Source organism: Nitrogeniibacter aestuarii, assembly GCF_017309585.1.
GTDB classification, from domain to species: domain Bacteria; phylum Pseudomonadota; class Gammaproteobacteria; order Burkholderiales; family Rhodocyclaceae; genus Nitrogeniibacter; species Nitrogeniibacter aestuarii.
This window is the reverse complement of sequence record NZ_CP071321.1, coordinates 4,062,329-4,083,083: the sequence shown is the minus strand read 5'-3', so window position 1 is coordinate 4,083,083 and position 20,755 is coordinate 4,062,329. Positions and strand designations below refer to the sequence as shown.

The window sequence follows — 20,755 nt, the reverse complement described above, 5'->3', positions numbered from 1 at the left end:
TCAGCGCCGGGGCTGTTTGCCGGCCCTGAGTTCGCGTCGATACCGGTCGGGTGAGCGTCCGGTCCAGGCCACACAGGCCCGGTAGAACGCCGACGGGTCGGCGTAACCCAGTTCCGCCGCCAGTGCCGCTACCGGCTGGTCGGTCTTGGCCAGCCGGGCCAGGGCAATGTCCCGGCGCAGGGCGTCCTTGATGGTGCGAAAGCCCGCCCCTTCCTCTTCAAGCCGGCGGTGCAGGGTGCGGGGCGAGATATGCAGGCGTTCGGCCACTGCGTCGACCGTGAGCGTGTCGGGTAGCGCCGAGCGCAGCAGATCACGCACCCGCAGCACGGTGTTGCGGTCGCGCCGGTAGAGCATGGAGATCTTGCCCGGAGCGCCGTCCAGAAAGGCCTGCAGGGCGGCTTCGTCGCGGCGGATGGGCAGATCGAGCAGATGGTCGCGCAGCTGCGCCGTGAGCATGCCGGTGCCAAAGCGCGAGTCGGCGGTATAGACCAGCGCGTAGTCGGCCACATGGGCCGGGGGCGAGTAGGGAAAGCTCACCGCATCGAGCGCCAGCCCGCGCCCGGCCAGCCAGCTGGCCACGCCGTGAAACAGGCGCAGCAGCCACTCGAAGGCAAACACCCGGCCGGCGTCGTCCGGATCGTCGGCCAGCGACCGGCGCTCGGCAATGTGCAGCAAGGCGAACTCGCGGCCGCGTTCGATCTGCACCCGCATGTCGGGCAAGACCAGATCCAGGAAGCGGCTGGCGCGCTCAAGCCCGATGGCCAGTGTCGGCGCACCCAGGGCGGCCCGGCACAGGAACTCGAAGCTGCCGCGGCGCATGGGCTGGCTGAACAGGGCAAAGCCCTCGTCGTCGAGTGCGTCGATGACCGCGTTGTAGAGCGCCGCATAGCGTTCGATGGGAATGCGGCTGGCCGGGTCTGCATGGTCGATGCCGAAGCGGGTCAGTAGCGCCCCGGTGTCCCGGCCCTGGCGCGTCATCCCCGCCAGCATGCCGGTGACGAAGCCATTGGCAACCGTGGCGCGGGGCGGGGCGGCGCGGGTCTGGTCGGCGTCGGGGGCTGTCGGGTGAGCGGGCACGGTCGGTCAGCGGGTTTGATGAGATTGACCGATTTTGCACGATTGACGTCTGCGTCGGCAATGGCGGGACGGGCCTTGCCCTTCTAAGATGCAGAGGATCACCGCCCGAAGAGCGAGAGAGACAACCATGACCGATATGAGCGTTGCCAACAAACTGGCACCCTACAAGCCCAAGCACAAGGTGCGTTTCGTCACCGCTGCTTCCCTGTTTGACGGGCACGATGCCTCGATCAACATCATGCGGCGGATTCTGCAATCCTCGGGGGCGGAGGTGATCCACCTGGGGCACAACCGCTCGGTGGGCGAAATCGTGAACGCGGCCTTGCAGGAGGATGTACAGGGCATCGCCATCACGTCCTACCAGGGCGGTCATGTCGAGTACTTCAAGTACATGATCGATCTGCTCAAGGCCCATGGCGGCGAGCACATCAAGGTCTTCGGCGGCGGCGGGGGCGTGATCGTGCCGTCCGAGATCAAGGATCTGCACGACTACGGCGTAACCCGCATCTACTCGCCCGAAGACGGCGCCCGCATGGGCCTGCAGGGCATGATCAACGATCTGGTCGAGCAGGCGGATTTCGAGGCCACTGCCTTCGCGCCCAAGGGCAAGGATGTGGTCAAGCTGCTCGAAAAGGGCGACCGCCGTGCGCTGGCGCAGGTGATCACCGCGCTGGAGAACGGCGCCTACGACGCGGCCACCGGCAAGGCCATCATCGCCGCGGCAGAGAAGCTCACAGTGCCGACGCTGGGCATCACCGGCACCGGCGGGGCGGGCAAGAGTTCGCTCACCGACGAGCTGGTGCGTCGCTTCCGCCTCGATCAGGAAGACGCGCTCAAGCTGGCCATCATCTCCATCGACCCGTCGCGCAAGCGCACCGGCGGTGCGCTGCTGGGCGACCGCATCCGCATGAACGCCATCGAGCATGAGCACATCTACATGCGTTCGCTCGCCACCCGCGACACGGGCGCGGAGGTGTCGGCGGCGCTGCCCGAGGTGATCGCCGCCTGCAAGCTGGCGGGCTTCGATCTGGTAGTCGTCGAGACCTCCGGCATCGGCCAGGGCGATGCGGCCATCGTGCCTTTCGTGGATACCTCGCTGTATGTGATGACGCCGGAGTTCGGCGCGGCCAGCCAGCTCGAGAAGATCGACATGCTCGACTTCGCCGATGTCGTGGCCATCAACAAGTTCGACCGCAAGGGCGCCGAAGACGCCCTGCGCGACGTGCGCAAACAGTACCAGCGCAACCGCGAGCTGTTCTCCCTGAGCCCGGACGAGATGCCGGTGTTCGGCACCATGGCCGCGCGCTTCAACGATGACGGCGTGACCGCGCTTTATCAGTCCATCTTCCCGACCCTGGTCGAGCATGGCCTGCAGGCCAAGCCGGGCAAGCTGCCCCGCGTGACGGTGCGTTCCTCCTCCCGCGGCCGTGCCATCGTGCCGCCGGAGCGGGTTAGATATCTCGCCGAAATCGCCGACACCGTGCGCGGCTATCACAAGGAGATCGAGCGTCAGTCGCGCATCGCCCGCGAGCGTCAGTCCCTGCGCACGGCCAAGGCCTTGTTCGAACAGTGCGACAAGCCGGCGGCCCATTTCGACGAGCTGATCAACTGGAAGGACGGCGAGCTCACGCCGACCGCCCGCAAGTTGCTTGAACAGTGGCCGACCGAGAAGGCGCTGTTCGCCGCTGACGAATATGTGGTGAAGATCCGCGACAAGGAGATCCGCACCCAGCTCACCAGCCAATCGCTCTCCGGCAGCAAGATCCGCAAGGTGGCGCTGCCCGGGTACGAGGACGAAGGCGAGATTCTCAAGTTCCTGATGAAAGAGAACGTGCCCGGTTCCTTCCCCTACACCGCCGGCGTGTTCGCCTTCAAGCGCGAGGGCGAGGACCCGACCCGCATGTTCGCGGGCGAGGGCGATGCCTTCCGCACCAACCGTCGTTTCAAGAAAGTGTCCGAAGGCATGCCGGCGCATCGTCTGTCGACCGCCTTCGATTCGGTCACGCTCTATGGCTGCGACCCGGATCTGCGTCCGGATATCTACGGCAAGGTCGGCAACTCGGGTGTCTCTATCGCCACGCTCGACGACATGAAGGTGTTGTACGACGGCTTCGACCTGTGCGCGCCGACCACCTCGGTGTCGATGACCATCAACGGCCCGGCGCCGATCATCCTGGCCTTCTTCTTCAACACCGCGCTCGATCAGCAGATGGACAAGTTCCGCGCCGACAACGGCCGCGAACCGACCGAGGAAGAAGCCGAGAAGATCCGTGCCTGGACGCTCTCCACCGTGCGCGGCACGGTGCAGGCCGACATCCTCAAGGAAGACCAGGGCCAGAACACCTGCATCTTCTCCACCGAGTTTGCGCTCAAGATGATGGGCGACATTCAGGAGTTCTTCGTGCACCACCAGGTGCGCAACTTCTACTCGGTGTCGATCAGCGGCTATCACATCGCCGAGGCCGGCGCGAACCCGATCAGCCAGCTGGCCTTCACGCTCGCCAACGGCTTCACCTACGTGGAGTCGTATCTGGCGCGCGGCATGCACATCGATGACTTCGCGCCCAACCTGAGCTTCTTCTTCAGCAATGGCATGGACCCGGAATACACCGTGATCGGCCGTGTGGCGCGCCGCATCTGGGCGGTGGCCATGAAGAACAAGTACGGCGCCAACGAGCGCAGCCAGAAGCTCAAGTACCACATCCAGACCTCGGGCCGTTCCCTGCATGCGCAGGAGATGGACTTCAACGACATCCGCACTACGCTGCAGGCGCTCATTGCGCTGTACGACAACTGCAACAGCCTGCACACCAACGCCTTCGACGAGGCGATCACCACCCCCACCGAGGAGTCGGTGCGCCGGGCGATGGCGATCCAGCTCATCATCAACCGCGAGTGGGGCCTGTCCAAGAACGAGAACCCCAACCAGGGCAGCTTCATCATCGACGAACTGACCGATCTGGTCGAAGAGGCGGTGATGCGCGAGTTTGAAGCCATCTCCGATCGCGGCGGCGTGCTCGGCGCCATGGAAACCGGCTACCAGCGCGGCAAGATCCAGGAAGAGTCGCTCTACTACGAGCACAAGAAACACGACGGCTCCTACCCGATCATTGGCGTGAACACCTTCCTCAACCCGAAGGGGCATGTGGATCAGGAGATCGAACTGGCCCGCTCCACGGAAGAGGAAAAGCAGGGCCAGCTCACCCGACTGACCGACTTCCAGCAGCGCAACGCTACCGAGGCCGAAGCCTGGCTGGGCAAGCTGCGCCAGACCGTGATCGAGAACGGTAACGTGTTCGAGTTGCTGGTGGGCGCGGTGCGCCACTGCTCGCTCGGCCAGATCACCAGCGCGCTGTACGAGGTGGGTGGCCAGTACCGCCGCAGCATGTAAGCGTCGCCCGTCCATTGCTTGCAGGATTACCTGCTTGTCTCTTCCCGGCCTGCACTGCAGGCCGTTTTTTTGGGGTCTGCCTCGGGCGGTGTCGACCGTTGGTCAGGCGATCCGGCCGTTCGAACCGCGCTTACGTCGTGTGACTCAAGACACGGACTCATCTGACGTTAGGATTCGGACCCCGAGAACGCCAGCCTGAGGAGGCAATGCCGATGACTTATTCCGTTCGCATGTCGACGCGTTTCATGCGTCTTGTGATGGTGGGGCTGGCCAGTGCCGGCTTTGTCATTGCCGACGCCAACGCCGCGCCCCCGCAGGCGGCCGCTTTCGGTCTTGGACAGCCCGGTGACATCACCGAGCTGCCCCCGGGCCTGTTGCGCTCCAATCTGGAGAACCTGCCGCCTGCCGCCAAGGCACGTGCATTGCGCTGGCTGCAGGGGTTCGAATTCCCGGCGGCCGATGCGGCTCAATTGCGCGTGGACCCTCGCGGCGGCATCTTCTACGAAGACCCGACCATCGAGCAGGCCGGTACGGTCGACGTTACTGCCACGCCGGGCATCGAGCAGGTGGATGCCAGCAATGTCTTCCTGCTGCACAGCAAGCCGGGCGCTTCGCGCACGGTCTATCTGGACATGGACGGTCACACGGTGTCCGGCACGGTCTGGAACGCCAATGCCGGGGTCGATCCGCTGATCATGAAGCCCTACGACACCGACGGTAATCCGGCGAGCTTCTCGCAGACCGAGGTCAATGCCATCGCCGATGTGTGGAAGCGCATTGCCGAGGATTTCGCCGCCTTCGATATCGACGTGACGACCGAACAGCCGGCGAGCTTCGGCCCGAATGTGGGTCATATTCTCGTGACCCGAAAGGCGGACCAGAACGGCAACCCGATCTATACCTGTTCCTGTGGCGGTGTGGCTTACGTGGGCGTGTGGGGCAACAGCAATTACCCCTACTATCAACCGGCCCTGGTGTTCCAGGACGGCGTGAACTCGGTCCACACCATCGCCGAAGCGGCCTCGCACGAGCTGGGTCACAACCTGGGGCTGTCCCATGACGGCACCTCCACCACCGGTTACTACCTGGGGCATGGCAGCGGCAACACCTCGTGGGCGCCGATCATGGGTGCGGGCTACTACACCAACGTCACCCAGTGGAGCCGCGGCGAATACGCCGATGCCAACAACACCCAGGACGACCTGGCGATCATCGCCGGGCGCCTCGGTTATCGCGCCGACGATCACGAAGACATCGTGCTGGCCAATGCGACGCCCCTGGTGCGCAGCGGCACGACCATCGCTTCGAGCACCCCGGTCAGCGACCCTGACAATGTGTTCTCCCACAACAAGGGCGTGATCGAAGACAGCAGCGATATCGACCTGTTCTACATTGACTCCGGGGCTGGCGTGATCGACCTGAGCGTCGTGCCCGACTGGCGCGAGCGCTATGCCAGCTCGAACCTGCGCGGTTCCGACCTGGATGTCCTGGCCTCCCTCTACGATGGGGCCGGCAACCTGATCGCCCAGAGCAACCCCATCGGCGAGACCGACGCCAGCGTGTCGGTGAGCGTCGCTGCAGGCCGCTACTATCTGGCCGTCGCCGGGGTGGGCGAGGGCGATCCGGCCACCGGCTATTCCAGCTATGGCAGCCTGGGGCAATACACCATCAGCGGTTCTGTGCCCGAAGACGTGGTGGCCACCGAGCCGCCCAGCGCACCGACCGATCTGACGGCTTCGCTCGTGGGCGAGAACGGCATTGCCCTGGTGTGGACCGATCCGGCCTCCACCGCCACCAGCAACGAAGCCGGCTACCGTGTCATGCGCCAGGTCGATGGCGGCCTGTTTGTGCAGGTCGGCGCCGTGGCCAAAGACGGAGGCAGCTTCAGCGACAACAACCTCGCCAGCGGCACTTATGTGTACCAGGTGGAGGCCTACAACAGCGCCGGTTCGGCCTGGTCGAACCTGAGCGAAGCGGTCACCATCAGCCTGCCCAGCCGTTTCCATGCCACCAGTGAAGCCACGGTGGACGGCACGGTGAGCGCCGGTTCCTATGTGAATACCACCGTCGTCACCGGCAGCGAACAGCTGTCCGAGACGCATCAGGGCGGTCGCCCCAGCAACCGTGTGAGCAGCCTGGATCACCGCTGGAACATCACCGGCGTGCAACCGGGTGCGCTCATGACGCTGTCGGTGGTCGCCAATGCGCCGGCCAACAGCGAGGGCGATGACTTCAGCTTTGCCTGGTCCGACGATGGCAGCACCTTCACGACCTTCGGCGTGCTGGACAACGGTACGGGCGAGCAGACCCTGAGCACGACGCTGCCGGCCACCACCTCGGGCACCGTGATCGTCCGTGTGCAGGACACCGATCGCACGACCGGCAACGGCAACACCGATAGCGTCAGTGTGTCGCTGGTGCGTATCGAGAGCCAGGGCCAGCCGGGCGAGCAGATGCCGGTCCTTACGGTGAGCGAGCCCACCGATGGCGCCGTGGTGCTCCAGGGCGAGCCCGTGGTCCTCAGCGCCAGCGCCGATGATTACGAGGACGGCGACCTGTCCTCCGGCATCAGCTGGAGCTCCAGCCTGGATGGCTTCATTGGCAGCGGCCCCAATCTGGCCGTCACGACCCTGAGCCTGGGGGATCACCTCATCACGGCCACGGTCACCGATTCGGCCAGCAACACCGTGAGCGAAACCGTGTCGGTCACCATCACCGACCAGGCGGTGGCGAGCACCGTGCGGGTGGCGGATCTGCAGACCGGCGTGAGTACCGACAAGGGCCAGCGCTGGACGGCCATCGTCTATGTGCAACTGGTTGATGACCTGGGCAACCCGGTCGCCAATGCCACCCTGAGCGGTAACTGGGGCGATGGCGCCAACGGCAGCGCATCGTGCACCAGTGATGCCAATGGACAGTGTGCAGTGGGCAAGTCCAGCCTCAAGAGCACGGTACCCAGCGTGAGCTTTACGGTCAGCACCGTAACGCACGCGACGCTCGGCTTCGATGGTTCGGGGGCGGGCAGCGTGATCGTGACCTCACCTTACTGATCCGGCCCCAAGGCCTCTTGAACCGGCTCGCGGGGGTTCCCGCGAGCCGGTTTTTTGCGTGGTGATGCGCCAGGATGGGGTGGATGCCCCATGGGCGCGCGCACGGGCGAACGCTACAGTGCAGGTGTGCTGCCGGTGACCCCGGCGATGATGACAAGCTGATCACGAGGTCCGACCATGAAGATCCTGCTGACCATGTGGCTGAGCCTGATGTCTGCCGTGTGTACCGCCGGACAGTTCAGCGCGGTTCAGGGCAAATTCGAGTGCCCGGCCCTGTCGAACTCGCTCGACTGCGCGCGCCAGCTCGAAGCGCAACTGGATGCGCCGGTTGAACGCAACGCGACCGGCGCCTTGCGCGTGACGCTCGACAACGGACATGCTCGGGTGCTCGAGGCGGGCAGTGTCACCTACGTGGCGATCGAACTGCTGGCGGACCGCCGACTCCTGGTGGTGTTCGAGCAGACGGCCGAGGGCGGGCGATTCGGCTGGCTTGATCTTCGCTCCGGCGCGTATCGGACCCTGAGCGGATACCCCCTGTTTGCCCCCGAGGGCGACCTGGTGGCCATGGCACAGCAGGACGTTGAAGCCGACTACGACCCCAATGTGCTCGAAATCCATCGCTATGTGGATGGCGATCTGACACTCGTCCACAAGGTGCAGACGCCGGACTGGGGCCCGGCTGACGTGCGCTGGAGCGCAGCCAATACGCTCAAATTCCGTAAACTCACCTTCGAATGCGCCACCGGCGCGGTGAGTCCGTGCGCCGAATTCGAACTGGAGCGCACGTCGGCGCAGTAAAGCTCGAGGCGCGGTCACAGGCGGACCGCGCCAACGTGGGCGATCAGCGTGGCCGTTCAGGGGAGCGGGCAGGCGGCGACCCGCTCGACTCAGGCGCCGACGGCCGCCTCGATCTCCGCAAACGTGCGCGCCAGTTCATCCACGAACGGCGGGATGCCCATCTGACGGGCAATCTGCGATGCCGAGAAAATGCCGCGGATGCTGGGCGTTTCGCCGGCATGACTTTCGATCACGAGGGCGTGCTGGCGACCCATCTGCTTGAGGGCGGTGACGATTTCGCCCACGCTGGATTTGAGGACGTCATGCAAGCGGAAGGCTTCGATCTGGGCCACCGGCGTCATGATGTCACCCACGGTCAGTTCCGAGGGCTTGATGCCGCGGGCCTGGGAGATGGTCACGGGTTGCTCGCCGAGCAGGTCGCTGGCGGTGATGAGCCCCTTGACCGCGCGCTCGGTGTCGACCACCAGCAGCATGCGCACGCCGCGCAGGATCATGGCCTGACGGGTCATGTCCAAAGGCATTGAGGCCGAGACGGTGGCGGCGGGGACGCGGTGCAGGTCGGTCATGACTTCGATGGCCGACGAGCGCGCATCCACATGGCGGGGCATGCCGGGCTCCGGCACCTGATAGCGGACATCGCCGAGGCGTACGTTCTGAAGACGGTGGGTTGAGTCGTTCATGGTGGTCCCTCCTGGGTTGATCCCGGGAACGACCGAGGAGCGCTGGCGGCGCGACACCGTGCGTGCGAGTGCCGCCACGTGCGCAACGGTCATCTCCAGGTTGAAATGACCTGAGCGGTCGCCACGCGGGACGCGCGGCGACCCTACCTGTATTCGGACCGGCCAGCGCCTGACCGGTTCGCGTACTGCGTGAAAAAATCAGTGACTCGCCGCGCCCACCCGGAACTGGTTGGCGATGGAATTGAGCTGATGCGATATCTCGCCCATGCGCGAGGCCGAGTCCTCGATGTCGTCATTGCCCTGAACGATCTGGCTGACCATGTCGGCCAGTGCATTCGCGTTGGTTTTCATGTGGCGCACCAGGTCCGACTGCTCGGACGAGAAGGTGGCGTTGTTCTTGTTGTACTGGCTGATGTCGTGGACGAAGTCGGTAATGAAGGTCATCGCCTCGCCCGCCTGGCGAACCTGAGCCACGCCGGCGGTCACCTGGTCGCGCTGCTTCGACATGATCTGGTCGGTCGCCTTGGCTTTGGCCTGCACGTTCTGGATGTTGTGCATGATGCCGCCCGCCGACTCCTTGGTCTGGTTGGCGAGGTTGCGCACCTCGTCGGCCACCACGGCGAAGCCGCGACCGGCCTCGCCGGCGCGGGCCGCCTCGATGGCGGCATTGAGTGCCAACAGGTTGGTCTGCTCGGTGAGCCGGTTGATGGCCTCGGTAATGCCGCTCATCTGTTCGCACTCCTCGACCAGTTGATGCACCACCGCCAGGGTTTCCTCGGCGTATTCGGTCAGGGACCTGAACATTGCCTGCACCGAGTCGATGGTGGCCCGGTTGTTGGTGGATTCGGCATCGGCGCGCGCCGCCAGTTCGGACGCCTGCACGGAGTTTTCGTAGAGCTTGTCCGCACGCGACTGCAGCTGTTCCATCAGTTGCACCGCTTCCACGGCCTGGGCCTGCTGGTTCTGGACGATCTGGCGTGTCTGTTCGATATTGCTGCCGAGCTTGCCGGCCGCATCGGTGGACATGCCCGACGAGTTCTTGATGCGCGAGAGCAGGCGCACATATTTGCCGGTGAGCGACGACAGCGCGATGGCCATGCGCACCAGCTGGTTGCCGGTGACGTCGCCGTCGGCATGCACGCCCACGAACAGCGCCGCCACCACCTCGCCGCTGGCGTCCTTGATGGGGGTGTATTTGGTCGCATAGTTGCGGCCGAACAGCTGCGCCGGGCCGACATACTCGCGCTGCTCGGTGAGTGGCGCATAGGCCGGGTGGAAAATACCCAGTGGGGTGCCCACCACCTTGTTGCCCTCGGCATTTTGCAAGGTGGTCGCCACGCGGACGAACTCCTTGCCGAGTTTGATGAAGACCGTGGTCGGGCAGCCGGTGCGCGCGGTGAAGGACTCGAGTGACTGATTGTTGCCCGAGAGCTGTGACGAGCCAGACCACAGCTCTGGCACGCGAAGCCCGCCCAGCTGGACCTGTGTGTCCTGCTTCATGGTGAAGGGCGCCTTGAACATGGACTGGAAGTCGCCCGCGATGGCTTCGAGGCGACGCGTGAGTCCCTGCTGGTATTCGCGCACGCTGGCCTCGGCCCTGTCCTGTAGCGAACCGGGCAGGCGCAATGGCGTCTGCAGATCCCCCATTTCGACGCGCGCCAGGTGTTCGCTGAGGCTGTCCAGGGGTTTGAGCAGGGCGCCGGCAATCAAGAAACTGAACAGCCAGACGGTGCCCACGGCCGTCGGCCAGAGCAGGGCATGGGCGGTTGCGTTCAGGGGGGTGCCAAGCGCATTGACGATGGCAACGATGAGAGCGATGGGGATTAAAGAGGCAAGTGCGCTCAGCAGTGCAAACTGATGGCGCAGGTTCATGCCTTGGGTGAGCGTGAACATGCGGAGTGTCTCCCTTTGGAATTTTATTAATTCTCTAGGAGCGCTATCGACCGTTCGTTCGCAGAACTTTAAGCTTCGTTATCAACAATTTAATTGTCATTTTACGGGCGGCAGGGCGGCGACCGGGGAACCATCACGCCCCACTGGGGGGTCATAATTTCCGTCAACGCCCGTCTGGACGCCCTTATGACCGATCCTGCCGAATCCGAGCGCCGCAAGAAACGTGACCTGCTGATCCAGACGCAGGACGACGAAATCGGCAAGCTCATCGCCCGCGCGTACGAGACGGGTGAAATCCAGAGTGCCGAGAGCTTCGGCAAGCCCATGAAGGCCGACGGCTTTGTTGAAACGCCGGGCGAGTTCCGCATGCCCTTCAAGGTGCTGCGCAATGCCGATGCGGTCCCGCCCGAGATCTTCATGTTCCGCAAACGGGCCGAACTGCGAGACGCACTCGAACACACGACCGACCCGGCCGAGGCCGCGCGCATCCGCTCGCAACTGAACGACATCGAGCAGGCCATTGCCCTGCGACTGGAAGGCATGCGGGTGTCGGGCCGCCTCTGACGACCCGACGCCATGCCCGCCTCAGCTGGCGATCATGGCCTTCACATCGGGCAGGCCGATGGCCTTGCCGCCGACGCCCCAGTGACCGTCCTTCACTTCGGTCATGGTCACCCAGGTGACCTCCCTGAGTTTTTCGCTGGTCACTTCGGTGACCGCATCGGTGATGCGCGCAATGAGTGCCCGGGACTGCTCCGGGCTCAGTTCGTCCTTGAAGACCTTGATGTCGATGATGGGCATGGTGTGCTCCTTTGATTGGGATTATTGAAATCGCGTGGTCGCGAGGTTTTCCGCGCGCTTGACGGCCGCGGCCTGGTCGCCGGCGGGGTCAGCTGTCAGCAAAGAGGGCTGAAGACGCACGGCATCGATGTCATTGACGCCAATGGTCTTGAGCCACCAGTTCAGATAGGTGGAGTGGAAGTCTTCTCCGTACTTGGATTCGACGCCTGGGGCGAAGACGCCGGCGGTGTAGAACACCGTGGCCCGCTTGTTTTCCAGCAGACCGAAGTAGCCGCGCTCCGGGTCGAAGCCGAACAGTAGCCCGGGCTGGGTGATGAGGTCGATGTACTGCTTGAGCTTGTAGGGCACGCCGCCGTTCCACATGGGCACCGCAAACACGTATTCGTCCGCCTGGCGGAAGCGCTCGGTGATGTCCACGATCTGGTCCCACGCGCTCTGGCGGGTGTCGTCCATGGACCCGACCCCGAAGAAGGTCATCTTGGCGGCGGCCTTGTCGCCGTCGAACTCCGGCAGCTTGGCATGCCACAGGTGAATGGTGTCCACCGTCACCCCCGGATCGACCTTGCGGCGCGTTTCCAGATAGGCCTTGGCGAGGGTGTTGGAATGGGAGGCCTCGTCGCGGGGCGAGGCAATGATGTGCAGCAAACGAGTCATGATGAACTCCTGAATAAAAGTAACCAGCAAAATCGCTGTTAACAAGTTATTGTGGGTATTGGTAACTTGTCAACATGTTTTTTGATGGTTATTCTTGTTTCGGTTTCATGAAAGGAATGACGATGGAGGCGGGTCAGGAAAAGCCGGCGCCGTTTCTGGTGGCCGAGCATCCGGCGCTCGATGCGCTCAACAGCCGTTGCGCGCCGTGGGGCAACGAGATCGAGTGGTGGGGCGATGGCGCCGGGCTGCTCGACTGGCTGCGGGCGGCGGGATTGGTGGACGACGATGTGATCGAGCGCGTTGCGAGCGAGGCGGGCGAGGACGTGCTCGACAAGCTCGCCACTCAGGCCCGGCAACTACGCGAGTGGTACCGCGACCTCATCACCCGATATGCCGGTGACCCCTTTCCTGCCAGCGCCATCGACGAGCTCGAGCCGCTCAACCGCTGGCTCGCCCGCGACAAGCAGGTGCGTGTCATCGAGGCCGTGGGATCGCATGTGCATCTGCACTGGCAGGCCAGCTTCAGCCGGCCGGAGCATCTGCTCGCACCGCTGGCGGCGCAGATGGCCGAACTGATTGCGTCGGATCAGCTCGTGAGCGTGAAGAACTGCGAATGGCCGCCGTGCACGCTGTGGTTTGTCGACACCAGCAAGAACCAGAAGCGCCGCTGGTGCTCCATGGCGGTGTGCGGCAACCGCGCCAAGGCCGCCGCCCACCGGGCCCGGAAAAAGTGATGATCGGGGCGGGCCGATGTAAGGCGTGGCGCCTTGGCGGGGTCAAACACTGAAGTCACCCACAGGACAGCATTCATGCACGACATCGTTCAGGATTACTACGGCAAGCAACTGAGCAGCAGCGACGACCTCAAGACCACCGCGTGTTGCGACATCACCCTCATCCCCGAATGGCTCAAGCCGCTGCTCGCGAAGATTCACCCGGAAGTGCTCAGCCGCTACTACGGCTGCGGGCTGGTCGCGCCCCCGCAGATCGAAGGCTGCCGCGTGCTCGACCTGGGCTGCGGCTCGGGCCGCGATGTGTATGCGCTGGCGCAACTGGTGGGCCCTGCCGGCGAGGTGGTCGGTGTGGACATGACCGACGAGCAACTGGCGGTTGCCCGCGCGCATGAAGATTTTCACCGCGAGGTCTTCGGTTACGCGAAAAGCAATGTGCGCTTCGAGCATGGCTACATCGAGCAGCTCGACGCGCTCGAGCTGCAGCCCGGCAGCTTCGACGTGATCGTCTCCAACTGCGTGGTGAATCTTTCCCCCGACAAGGCGGCGGTGCTCGACGGTGTCGCTCGCCTGCTCAAGCCGGGCGGTGAGTTCTACTTCTCGGACGTATATGCGGATCGCCGCGTGCCGGACGCGGTGCGCAACGACCCGGTGCTCTATGGCGAATGCCTGGGTGGTGCGCTGTACTGGAAAGACTTCAACCGGCTTTCGCACGCCGCCGGCTTCGCCGACCCGCGCCTGCTCGAAGACCGCCCGCTGGAAGTGACCGACCCGACGCTGGCCGAGCGTACCGGCAACATCCGCTTCTTTTCGGCCACCTATCGCCTCTTCAAGCTCGACGGGCTCGAAACCGCCTGCGAAGACTACGGCCAGGCCGTGATCTATCGCGGCACGGTGCCGCAGCACCCGCACCGCTTCGTGCTCGACAAGCACCACAGCATCGACACCGGCCGCATCTTCCCGGTGTGTGGTAACACCTGGCGCATGCTGCACGACACCCGCTTTGCGCCGCACTTCGAGTTCATCGGCAACTTCGACACCCACTACGGCCTGTTCGAAGGCTGCGGCGAGGCGGTGCCCTTCGACGTGGCCCAGCGTGCAGGCACACCGGGTGCCTGCTGCTGAACCCCGGGTGGGCTGACGGCCGCCGACAGGCTCAGGCTGTCAGCCGCCCCGACTGGTAATCCGCCAGTGCCTGCTCGATCTCCTCGCGGGTGTTCATCACGAAGGGGCCGTACTGCACCACCGGCTCCCTGATCGGCCGCCCGGCAATGAGCAGAAAGCGCACCGGCCCCTCGTGGGCGGCCATCTCGACCCGGTCGCCCTCCGTGAGCACTCCGGCCGCATGGGTGTCGAGCGTGTCCGTGCCGATCGCGGCGCGACCTTCAAACACATACACGAACGCGCTGTGGCCCTCGGGTACGGCATGCTCGAAACGGCCGCCCGCCGGCAGACTGACATCGATATACACCGGCTCGGTGGTCACGCCCGTGACCGGGCCTTCCAGCGTGCCGGATGCGGTCTCGATGCGCCCCGCCAGCACCCGCACCTGAGCGCCGCCCGGCAGCGTTGCCTCGGGGATTTCCTCGGGCCGGATGTCGCGATAGCCGGCGTCCTTCATCTTTTCCGCCGCGGGCAGGTTGATCCACAACTGGAAGCCGCGCATGCGGCCCGACTCCTGCTGGGGCATTTCCGAATGAATGATGCCGCGCGCCGCGCTCATCCACTGGGCGCCACCGGGCAGCAGATCGCCCCGGTTGCCCATGTGGTCTTCATGCAGCATGTGGCCGTCGAGCATGTAGGTGACGGTCTCGAAGCCCCGATGAGGATGCGACGGAAAGCCGGCGATGTAGTCATCGGCCTTGTCGCTCGAGAACTCGTCGAGCATCAGGAAGGGGTCGAGCCGGGCGCCCTGGTGCTGCCCCAGGCTACGGCGCAGGCGTACCCCGGCGCCATCCGACGTGGGCGCCGAGACAATGCGTTGGGCAAGGGTTCTGGTTGTCATGTGTCTCTCCTGTGAGGCGGAGCGCGTCGCGGCCTCAGACGGCCAGCGCGCTCACGCGGCTGTGTGCTTGCGACAGGGCGTTCTGACGGGATTCATCGCCCATGGCCAGGCCCTCGGCGTAGATGAACTCCACGTCTGTGATGCCCAGAAAGGCCAGGAAGTTGCGCAGGTAGCTGCTCTGGGTGTCGAGCGGCGTGCCCGCATACAGCCCGCCGCGCGCCGCGAACACGCGCACCTGCCGGCCGCCCAGCAAACCCTCGGGGCCGTTGGCGGTGTAGCGGAAGGTCTCACCCGCGCGGGCGATGTGGTCGATATACGCCTTGAGCGTCGAGGGCATGCCGAAGTTGTACAGCGGCAGGCCCAGCACCACCACATCGGCAGCGCGCAGCTCGGCAATCAGCGCGTCCGATTCGGTCACTACGGCCTGCTGCTCGGCAGTGCGTTGCTCGGCCGGCGTGGTAAAGGCACCAAAGCGCTCGGCCGTCAGGTGCGGAATCGGGTTGGCCGCCAGATCTCGGGTTACCACGGTGCCCTCCGGATGGGCGGCTTGCCAACGGGCCACGTACTGATCGGCCAACTGGCTGGATTGGCCCTGGTCGGAAAACAGGCTGGATCGAATCTGAAGCAGGGTGCTCATGGGGTCACTCCTTAACGTGTTGGGGGTATGGAGTGAATTTAAGGTTGAACAGGTTGATAAAAAAGCAGAATATTTTGACGATTCCTATCGAATGAATTGATCTATGTCGCCTGTGCCCCACATCAGCCTTGAGCAATGGCGCGCCCTCGTCACCGTGGTCGAGGCGGGTGGCTACGCCCAGGCCGCCGAAGCACTGCACAAGAGCCAGTCCGCCGTGACCTACGCGGTGCAGCGCATCGAAGCGCAACTGAACGTGAAAGCCTTCGAACTGGTCGGGCGCCGCGCGCAGCTCACCGAGGTCGGCCAGCTCCTCTACCGCCGCGCCCGCGTGCTGGTGGATGAAGCCGCCCAGCTGGAAAAGTCGGCCCGCAGCCTCTCCGCCGGCTGGGAGCCGGAAATCTGGCTCGCCGCCGAAGTGCTGTTCCCCACCTGGCTGCTGTTCAAATGCCTGGCCCGTTTCGGCGCAGAGGCACCCGACACCCGCGTCGAAGTCCTCGAATCCGTCCTCCACGGCACCACCGAAGCGCTGCTCGCCGGCCAGGCCGACATCGCCATCACCCCCCATGTACCGACCGGCTTCTTCGGCCACCCGCTCATGAGCCTGAGCATCATCCCGGTCGCCCACCCGTCCCACCCTCTGCATGCCCTCGGCCGACCGGTCACCGGCAGTGACCTTAAACGCCACCGCCACATCGTCGTGCGTGACAGCGGCACCACCCGCGACCGGAAAACCCGGTCGGTGGAAGTCGAACAGCGATGGACCTTCAGCCAGATGGCCAGTGCCATCGACGCGGTGGCCTCGGGTCATGGGTTTGCATGGTTGCCGGAAGAGCACATCCGGTGGGCGCTGGCGCGAGGTGAGCTCGCGCCGCTGGAGATGCGCGATGGCGGTGAGATGAAGGTGACGCTTTATCTGGTAATGGCGGAGCCGGACTTCGCGGGGCGGGGGGTGGCGAGATTGGTGGAGATTGCCCGAGAGGTCGTAGATGCGGAATGTTCCGTCAGGAGCGCTGCCCGTTCGCTTCAGTGAGACTTTTCACTGGCACTTTTTCGGCAGCATGATTATTTGAATGGCGTATGACGAAGGGGTTGTTTAGTATTGCGTCGTGCGCCGCGAGTCGAGCGAAGCCGCAATGACTCGCGTTCCCGGGACGGCTGATGGCGTCATCGCGAGGGCCGCGGCGTGCCGAGAATTTCGCAGACGGAATGTCCTCAGGAAGGAAACAGATGGAATCAGCAATCAATCTTCACTACTCAAGCAATTCGCTGCTCGTCCTGGGGGTGCTTTTGCTTCTCACGACGGTGATTCCCGTCAAAGTCGGGGCCAGCCTCATCGGTGCGGAGAACACAACGCTGGTGTCCAGCGCAATCGCAGTGTTCTTCGGGGTCATCGCGACCGCTGCATCCTTTTATGCGTTTCCCGGGTTTGCAGGGCTTCTCGCTCCTTACGTCGCCATTTCTGTTGTCTACTGGCTCGTTTTACGCCCTTCGTTTCTTGGCGCTTTCCTTCTCACGTTCCTGATCGTTGCGATCCAGCTGGCGGTGCTCCAGGGCTTGTACAAGTTCGGTCTCTTGATGGCTGCGTAAGGCATGATCGTGGCCCAGCGCGCCACTCTTTGGTGTTACTTGAGGTCAAAACGAGACATCACTTCAAACTGCCACCGGATTGCTGCCTTCGGGAAATCAAGTCCCTGTTTCTGATCAAGCGCGCTTTGTCGCTACTTTCAAGACGTCTTCCATGGCCATCATCGAGCAATGCATCGCCATCAGCGCGCCGGTCGAGCATGTTTACCAAGTGTCGCAAGACTACGGCGTCCGCTATGAATGGGATCCGTTTCCCGAGTCCATCGAAGTGGTTCGCGGCTCCATGAGTCCGCCGGCCATCGGTTCCCAGGTACTCGTAAGATCCAAACTGGGCATGAAAATGTGGGTTGAGTTTGTCCAGATCGCACCCCCGCAGCGGGCTGCAATCAAGATGATCAAAGGGCCCGCCTTGCTGAAGCGCTTTGCGGGTTCCTGGATATTCGAGTGCGCGGGGGACGCAGGCACGATCGTGAAATTTCGGTATTCGATCTCGACACGACCGGCCTGGTTCGCGTGGGCTGGAGACCGAATTGCCTCCGCCTACTTTTCCTGGACCACGAGAAAGCGTCTGGCTGGCCTCAAGCAATATTGCGAATCAAGCTTCAAGAGCGAGCCGGCGTGATGCACGACATGTGGGGCATGGCGTAGTCTGGGAGTGTGTAGCTTTGGGCCGACCCAACACGGCTTCGATATCCGTCGTTTTGCCCCCACTCGCCCTGATCAGACCGTTTCTCGGGAATATCACGCGATGTCAATTGAGGGTCACGAGGTGAGCATGAAATGTCAGGTCATACCGATTCTCCGCATCTTTGATGAAGAGAAGGCCAAGGATTTCTATCTGGGCTTTCTGGGCATGAAACTGGACTGGGCGCATCGGTTCGAGCCGGGCTTTCCGATCTACATGCAGGTGTCAAAGGGCGATCTGGTGCTGCATTTGAGCGAGCATTCGGGTGACTGCACGCCCGGGAGCAAGGTCTTCGTCGATGTCGAAGACCTCGACGCGCTGTATCGCGAGGTCTCCTCGCGGCAATACACCTACTGCAAGCCCGGTATCGAGCAGGCGCCCTGGGGCGGACGGTGTTTCACGGTGACTGATCCGTTTTCGAACAAGGTCTTGTTCAACGAGGCATCGAGCGAATCGCGATAGGTCATTCGACCGCCCCACGGATCAATCGGGTTGCCCGGTTATTGCACGCGATCGCGTTTCCGGTGGGGCACCCATCTCGCCGGGCAGCTGTCGGTCAGTGCATGCTGGCGCCTGTCAGCGCACCCTCCTATCATCCGCACATGGATGAAGCGCTCCCTTTCCATTCCCGCCGCACCCGGCCCCCATGCTTAACCGCCTGACCCTCGCCGTCGTTTTCGCCGCGCTGGCCTGGGGGCTGTGGACCAGCTCCACCTTTACCGACATTGCTTCGGGCGTGGCCGTATTCCTGTTCGGCATGCTGTGTATGGAGGAGGGCTTCAAGGCGTTCTCGGGGGGCACGCTCGAAGGCATTCTGCGGCGCACGACCGACACGGTGGCCAAGAGCCTGGGCTTCGGGGTGGTGACGACCACGCTGATGCAGTCGTCCTCGCTGGTGTCGGTGATCACCATCAGTTTTCTCAGCGCGGGGCTGATCGGGCTGGCGCAGGGGATCGGGATCATCTTCGGGGCCAACCTGGGGACCACCACCGGGGCGTGGCTGGTGGCCGGGTTCGGCTTGAAGGTGAAGATCTCGGCCTACGCGATGCCGATGCTCATCTTCGGGGTGCTCATGCTGTTGCGCGAGGCGCGCGCGAGCAAGGGTATCGGCTGGATTCTGGTGGGGCTGGGTTTTCTGTTTCTCGGCATTCACTTCATGAAAGAAGGTTTTGCGGGCTTTTCCAATGAACTGGATCTGACCCGCTACGCGATGACCGGCATCGCCGGCCTGGCCGTGTTCACCCTGTTCGGGGTGATTGCCACGGTGGTGATGCAGTCGAGCCACGCGACCATGGTGCTGATCATCACCGCCCTGGGTGCGGGACAGACCACCTACGAGAACGCGCTGGCGCTGGCGGTGGGGGCCAATGTTGGCACGACCATCACGGCCTTGCTCGGCGCCATCGGCGCGCCGGTCGAGGGCAAGCGGCTGGCAGCGGCACATCTGCTCTTCAATGTGGCGACCGGACTGATTGCGCTGGTGATGATGCCGGTGTTCGTGATGGCGGTCGATGCGATCAGCCGTGGGGTGGGCATTGCGGCTGACGATTACACGCTCAAGCTGGCGGTCTTCCACACGGTGTTCAACGGGGTCGGGGTGGCCTTGTTCACCCCCTTCATCGGCCGCCTGGCCGAGCAATTGACGGTGTCGATCAAGGGCAAGGTCGTGACCCGCGACCAGCCGCGTTTCCTGAGTGCGACTGCGCTGGAGTTCCCGGAGGTGGCGATCACGGCCTTGCGACGCGAGACGCTTCACCTGTTCGATAACGCCTTCACCCTGATTGCCCACGGCATGAACCTGACCCGCTCGGACGTCACCTCCGGGCGCGATCTGCAGACGCTGCTCGAGCCGAAGGCGGACGAGATCGAGATCGACATCGGGCGTCAGTACGAGCTGGTCATCAAGGATATCTACAGCGCCAACATGGCCTTCTACACGCAGGCCACCGCCAAGCCCATGCATGAGTCGCTTGCACAGCGCTTCAAGCATGTGTGGCAGGCCAACATGGAGTTGATTGCGGCCATCAAGGCCACCAAGCACCTGCGCAAGAACCTGGTGCACTACACCGCCGCCCAGAACACCCACATCCGCAGGGAATACAACCGGCTGCGCATCAATGTGGGCGAAATGCTGCGTGAGCTGGCGGTGCTGCGCAGCGACGATGAAGACGCCGTCACACAACTGTCACTCGACGCGCTTAAGGTGCATCTGGCGGACGAGCGCCGGCACGGCCAGCGCACCGTGGCCTCCCTGATCCGGGAGGGCGCAATCACGCCGCAGATGGCCACCTCGCTGATGAACGACAGTGCCTACGCACACGATCTGATGACGCATCTGCTGGGGATGGCCACGGCCCTGGTCGAGGCGCTCGATTCCCCCGAGCGTCTGCCCACGGACCTGACCCTCAGTGCAGACGAGGTGGAGGCCGTGCTTGACCGGATCGATGACGAACCGGAGCGTGCGCCCAGTCATGTGGAGCACGCAAAATGAAGACGCAGAAAATGCTCGGAAAATTGCGTGCGCTGCTGCGCGGCCCGCTTGAGGACACCCCGCGCAAGAAGATCTGCAAGGCCATCAAGGCGCTCAAGGCCCGACAGCGCGAACTCGAAGCGCGGCTGATGCAGACTGAGGGCAAACGGGCGCGCCAGCGCCTGGAACAGAAGATTCACGTGATCCGCGCCCAGCGGCTCAAGGGCCAGCAGCGCTACCGGGAGATCAAGACCGGCTGAGGCGGCTTGTCGTGGCCGGGCGCCGGCGCTAGGCTGTGG

19 protein-coding genes are annotated in these 20,755 nt (G+C 63.9%); 12 read left to right on the top strand and 7 right to left on the bottom strand.

The genetic code is table 11. The features are described from left to right. Entirely contained in the window at nucleotides 1–1,077 is a 1,077-nt protein-coding gene (locus tag J0W34_RS18975) for an AraC family transcriptional regulator (RefSeq protein ID WP_407941108.1), read from the bottom strand. A gap of 127 nt (nucleotides 1,078–1,204) precedes the next feature. Between J0W34_RS18975 and icmF the strand changes: the two genes are divergently transcribed. From icmF to J0W34_RS18960, 3 genes are all read left to right on the top strand, one after another. After that, nucleotides 1,205–4,468, top strand: a complete 3,264-nt coding sequence (gene icmF, locus J0W34_RS18970; RefSeq protein ID WP_230969811.1) for a fused isobutyryl-CoA mutase/GTPase IcmF — start codon at nucleotides 1,205–1,207, stop codon at nucleotides 4,466–4,468. Nucleotides 4,469–4,680: 212 nt separating this feature from the next. After that, nucleotides 4,681–7,518 (top strand): zinc-dependent metalloprotease family protein, encoded by a 2,838-nt coding sequence (locus J0W34_RS18965; protein ID WP_230969810.1) that lies wholly within the window; start codon nucleotides 4,681–4,683, stop codon nucleotides 7,516–7,518. 177 nt (nucleotides 7,519–7,695) lie between these two features. Further along, nucleotides 7,696–8,316: a hypothetical protein gene (locus J0W34_RS18960; protein ID WP_230969809.1), complete on the top strand. Its 621-nt coding sequence runs from the start codon at nucleotides 7,696–7,698 to the stop codon at nucleotides 8,314–8,316. Nucleotides 8,317–8,405: 89 nt separating this feature from the next. On the opposite strand, the gene J0W34_RS18955 is transcribed toward J0W34_RS18960, so the two are convergent. Continuing rightward, a complete protein-coding gene (locus tag J0W34_RS18955) occupies nucleotides 8,406–8,996 on the bottom strand; it encodes a CBS domain-containing protein (protein WP_230969808.1) in 591 nt (196 codons plus the stop codon). Nucleotides 8,997–9,194: 198 nt separating this feature from the next. Further along, nucleotides 9,195–10,889 (bottom strand): methyl-accepting chemotaxis protein, encoded by a 1,695-nt coding sequence (locus J0W34_RS18950; protein ID WP_230969807.1) that lies wholly within the window; start codon nucleotides 10,887–10,889, stop codon nucleotides 9,195–9,197. Nucleotides 10,890–11,075: 186 nt separating this feature from the next. On the opposite strand from J0W34_RS18950, the gene J0W34_RS18945 reads away from it, so the two are divergent. Then, a complete protein-coding gene (locus J0W34_RS18945) occupies nucleotides 11,076–11,453 on the top strand; it encodes a DnaJ family domain-containing protein (RefSeq protein ID WP_230969806.1) in 378 nt (125 codons plus the stop codon). Between the two features lie 21 nt (nucleotides 11,454–11,474). Here J0W34_RS18945 and J0W34_RS18940 read toward each other — a convergent pair whose 3' ends face one another. Then, complete coding sequence (locus J0W34_RS18940; RefSeq protein WP_230969805.1) at nucleotides 11,475–11,690, bottom strand: tautomerase family protein; 216 nt, start codon at nucleotides 11,688–11,690, stop codon at nucleotides 11,475–11,477. A 21-nt stretch (nucleotides 11,691–11,711) separates the two neighbouring features. Further along, nucleotides 11,712–12,344, bottom strand: a complete 633-nt coding sequence (locus tag J0W34_RS18935; RefSeq protein ID WP_230969804.1) for an FMN-dependent NADH-azoreductase — start codon at nucleotides 12,342–12,344, stop codon at nucleotides 11,712–11,714. 107 nt (nucleotides 12,345–12,451) lie between these two features. Between J0W34_RS18935 and J0W34_RS18930 the strand changes: the two genes are divergently transcribed. Together J0W34_RS18930 and J0W34_RS18925 are read left to right on the top strand one after the other, a co-directional pair. After that, nucleotides 12,452–13,078 (top strand): CGNR zinc finger domain-containing protein, encoded by a 627-nt coding sequence (locus tag J0W34_RS18930; protein WP_230969803.1) that lies wholly within the window; start codon nucleotides 12,452–12,454, stop codon nucleotides 13,076–13,078. Nucleotides 13,079–13,153: 75 nt separating this feature from the next. Next, nucleotides 13,154–14,200, top strand: a complete 1,047-nt coding sequence (locus J0W34_RS18925; protein ID WP_230969802.1) for a methyltransferase domain-containing protein — start codon at nucleotides 13,154–13,156, stop codon at nucleotides 14,198–14,200. 31 nt (nucleotides 14,201–14,231) lie between these two features. On the opposite strand, the gene J0W34_RS18920 is transcribed toward J0W34_RS18925, so the two are convergent. Then, nucleotides 14,232–15,080, bottom strand: a complete 849-nt coding sequence (locus tag J0W34_RS18920) for a pirin family protein (protein ID WP_230969801.1) — start codon at nucleotides 15,078–15,080, stop codon at nucleotides 14,232–14,234. A 34-nt stretch (nucleotides 15,081–15,114) separates the two neighbouring features. Continuing rightward, nucleotides 15,115–15,717, bottom strand: coding sequence for an FMN-dependent NADH-azoreductase (locus J0W34_RS18915; RefSeq protein WP_227816233.1), 603 nt, complete (start codon nucleotides 15,715–15,717; stop codon nucleotides 15,115–15,117). 103 nt (nucleotides 15,718–15,820) lie between these two features. Here J0W34_RS18915 and J0W34_RS18910 point away from each other — a divergent pair, with 103 nt between their 5' ends. The 6 genes from J0W34_RS18910 to J0W34_RS18885 all read left to right on the top strand — a co-directional run bounded on the left by J0W34_RS18910 (nucleotide 15,821) and on the right by J0W34_RS18885 (nucleotide 20,716). Next, the gene (locus J0W34_RS18910) at nucleotides 15,821–16,747 is read left to right on the top strand and encodes a LysR family transcriptional regulator (RefSeq protein WP_230969800.1); all 927 of its coding nucleotides are present in this window, start codon (nucleotides 15,821–15,823) and stop codon (nucleotides 16,745–16,747) included. Nucleotides 16,748–16,944: 197 nt separating this feature from the next. Beyond that, nucleotides 16,945–17,304 (top strand): hypothetical protein, encoded by a 360-nt coding sequence (locus J0W34_RS18905; protein WP_230969799.1) that lies wholly within the window; start codon nucleotides 16,945–16,947, stop codon nucleotides 17,302–17,304. A 151-nt stretch (nucleotides 17,305–17,455) separates the two neighbouring features. Next, nucleotides 17,456–17,923 (top strand): type II toxin-antitoxin system RatA family toxin, encoded by a 468-nt coding sequence (locus tag J0W34_RS18900; RefSeq protein ID WP_230969798.1) that lies wholly within the window; start codon nucleotides 17,456–17,458, stop codon nucleotides 17,921–17,923. Between the two features lie 153 nt (nucleotides 17,924–18,076). Continuing rightward, nucleotides 18,077–18,448, top strand: a complete 372-nt coding sequence (locus J0W34_RS18895; protein ID WP_230969797.1) for a glyoxalase superfamily protein — start codon at nucleotides 18,077–18,079, stop codon at nucleotides 18,446–18,448. A 184-nt stretch (nucleotides 18,449–18,632) separates the two neighbouring features. Continuing rightward, entirely contained in the window at nucleotides 18,633–20,477 is a 1,845-nt protein-coding gene (locus tag J0W34_RS18890; protein ID WP_230969796.1) for a Na/Pi cotransporter family protein, read from the top strand. Then, nucleotides 20,474–20,716: a hypothetical protein gene (locus J0W34_RS18885; RefSeq protein WP_227816240.1), complete on the top strand. Its 243-nt coding sequence runs from the start codon at nucleotides 20,474–20,476 to the stop codon at nucleotides 20,714–20,716. Before J0W34_RS18890 ends, J0W34_RS18885 begins: the two co-directional genes overlap by 4 nt. Nucleotides 20,717–20,755 lie beyond the last annotated feature (39 nt).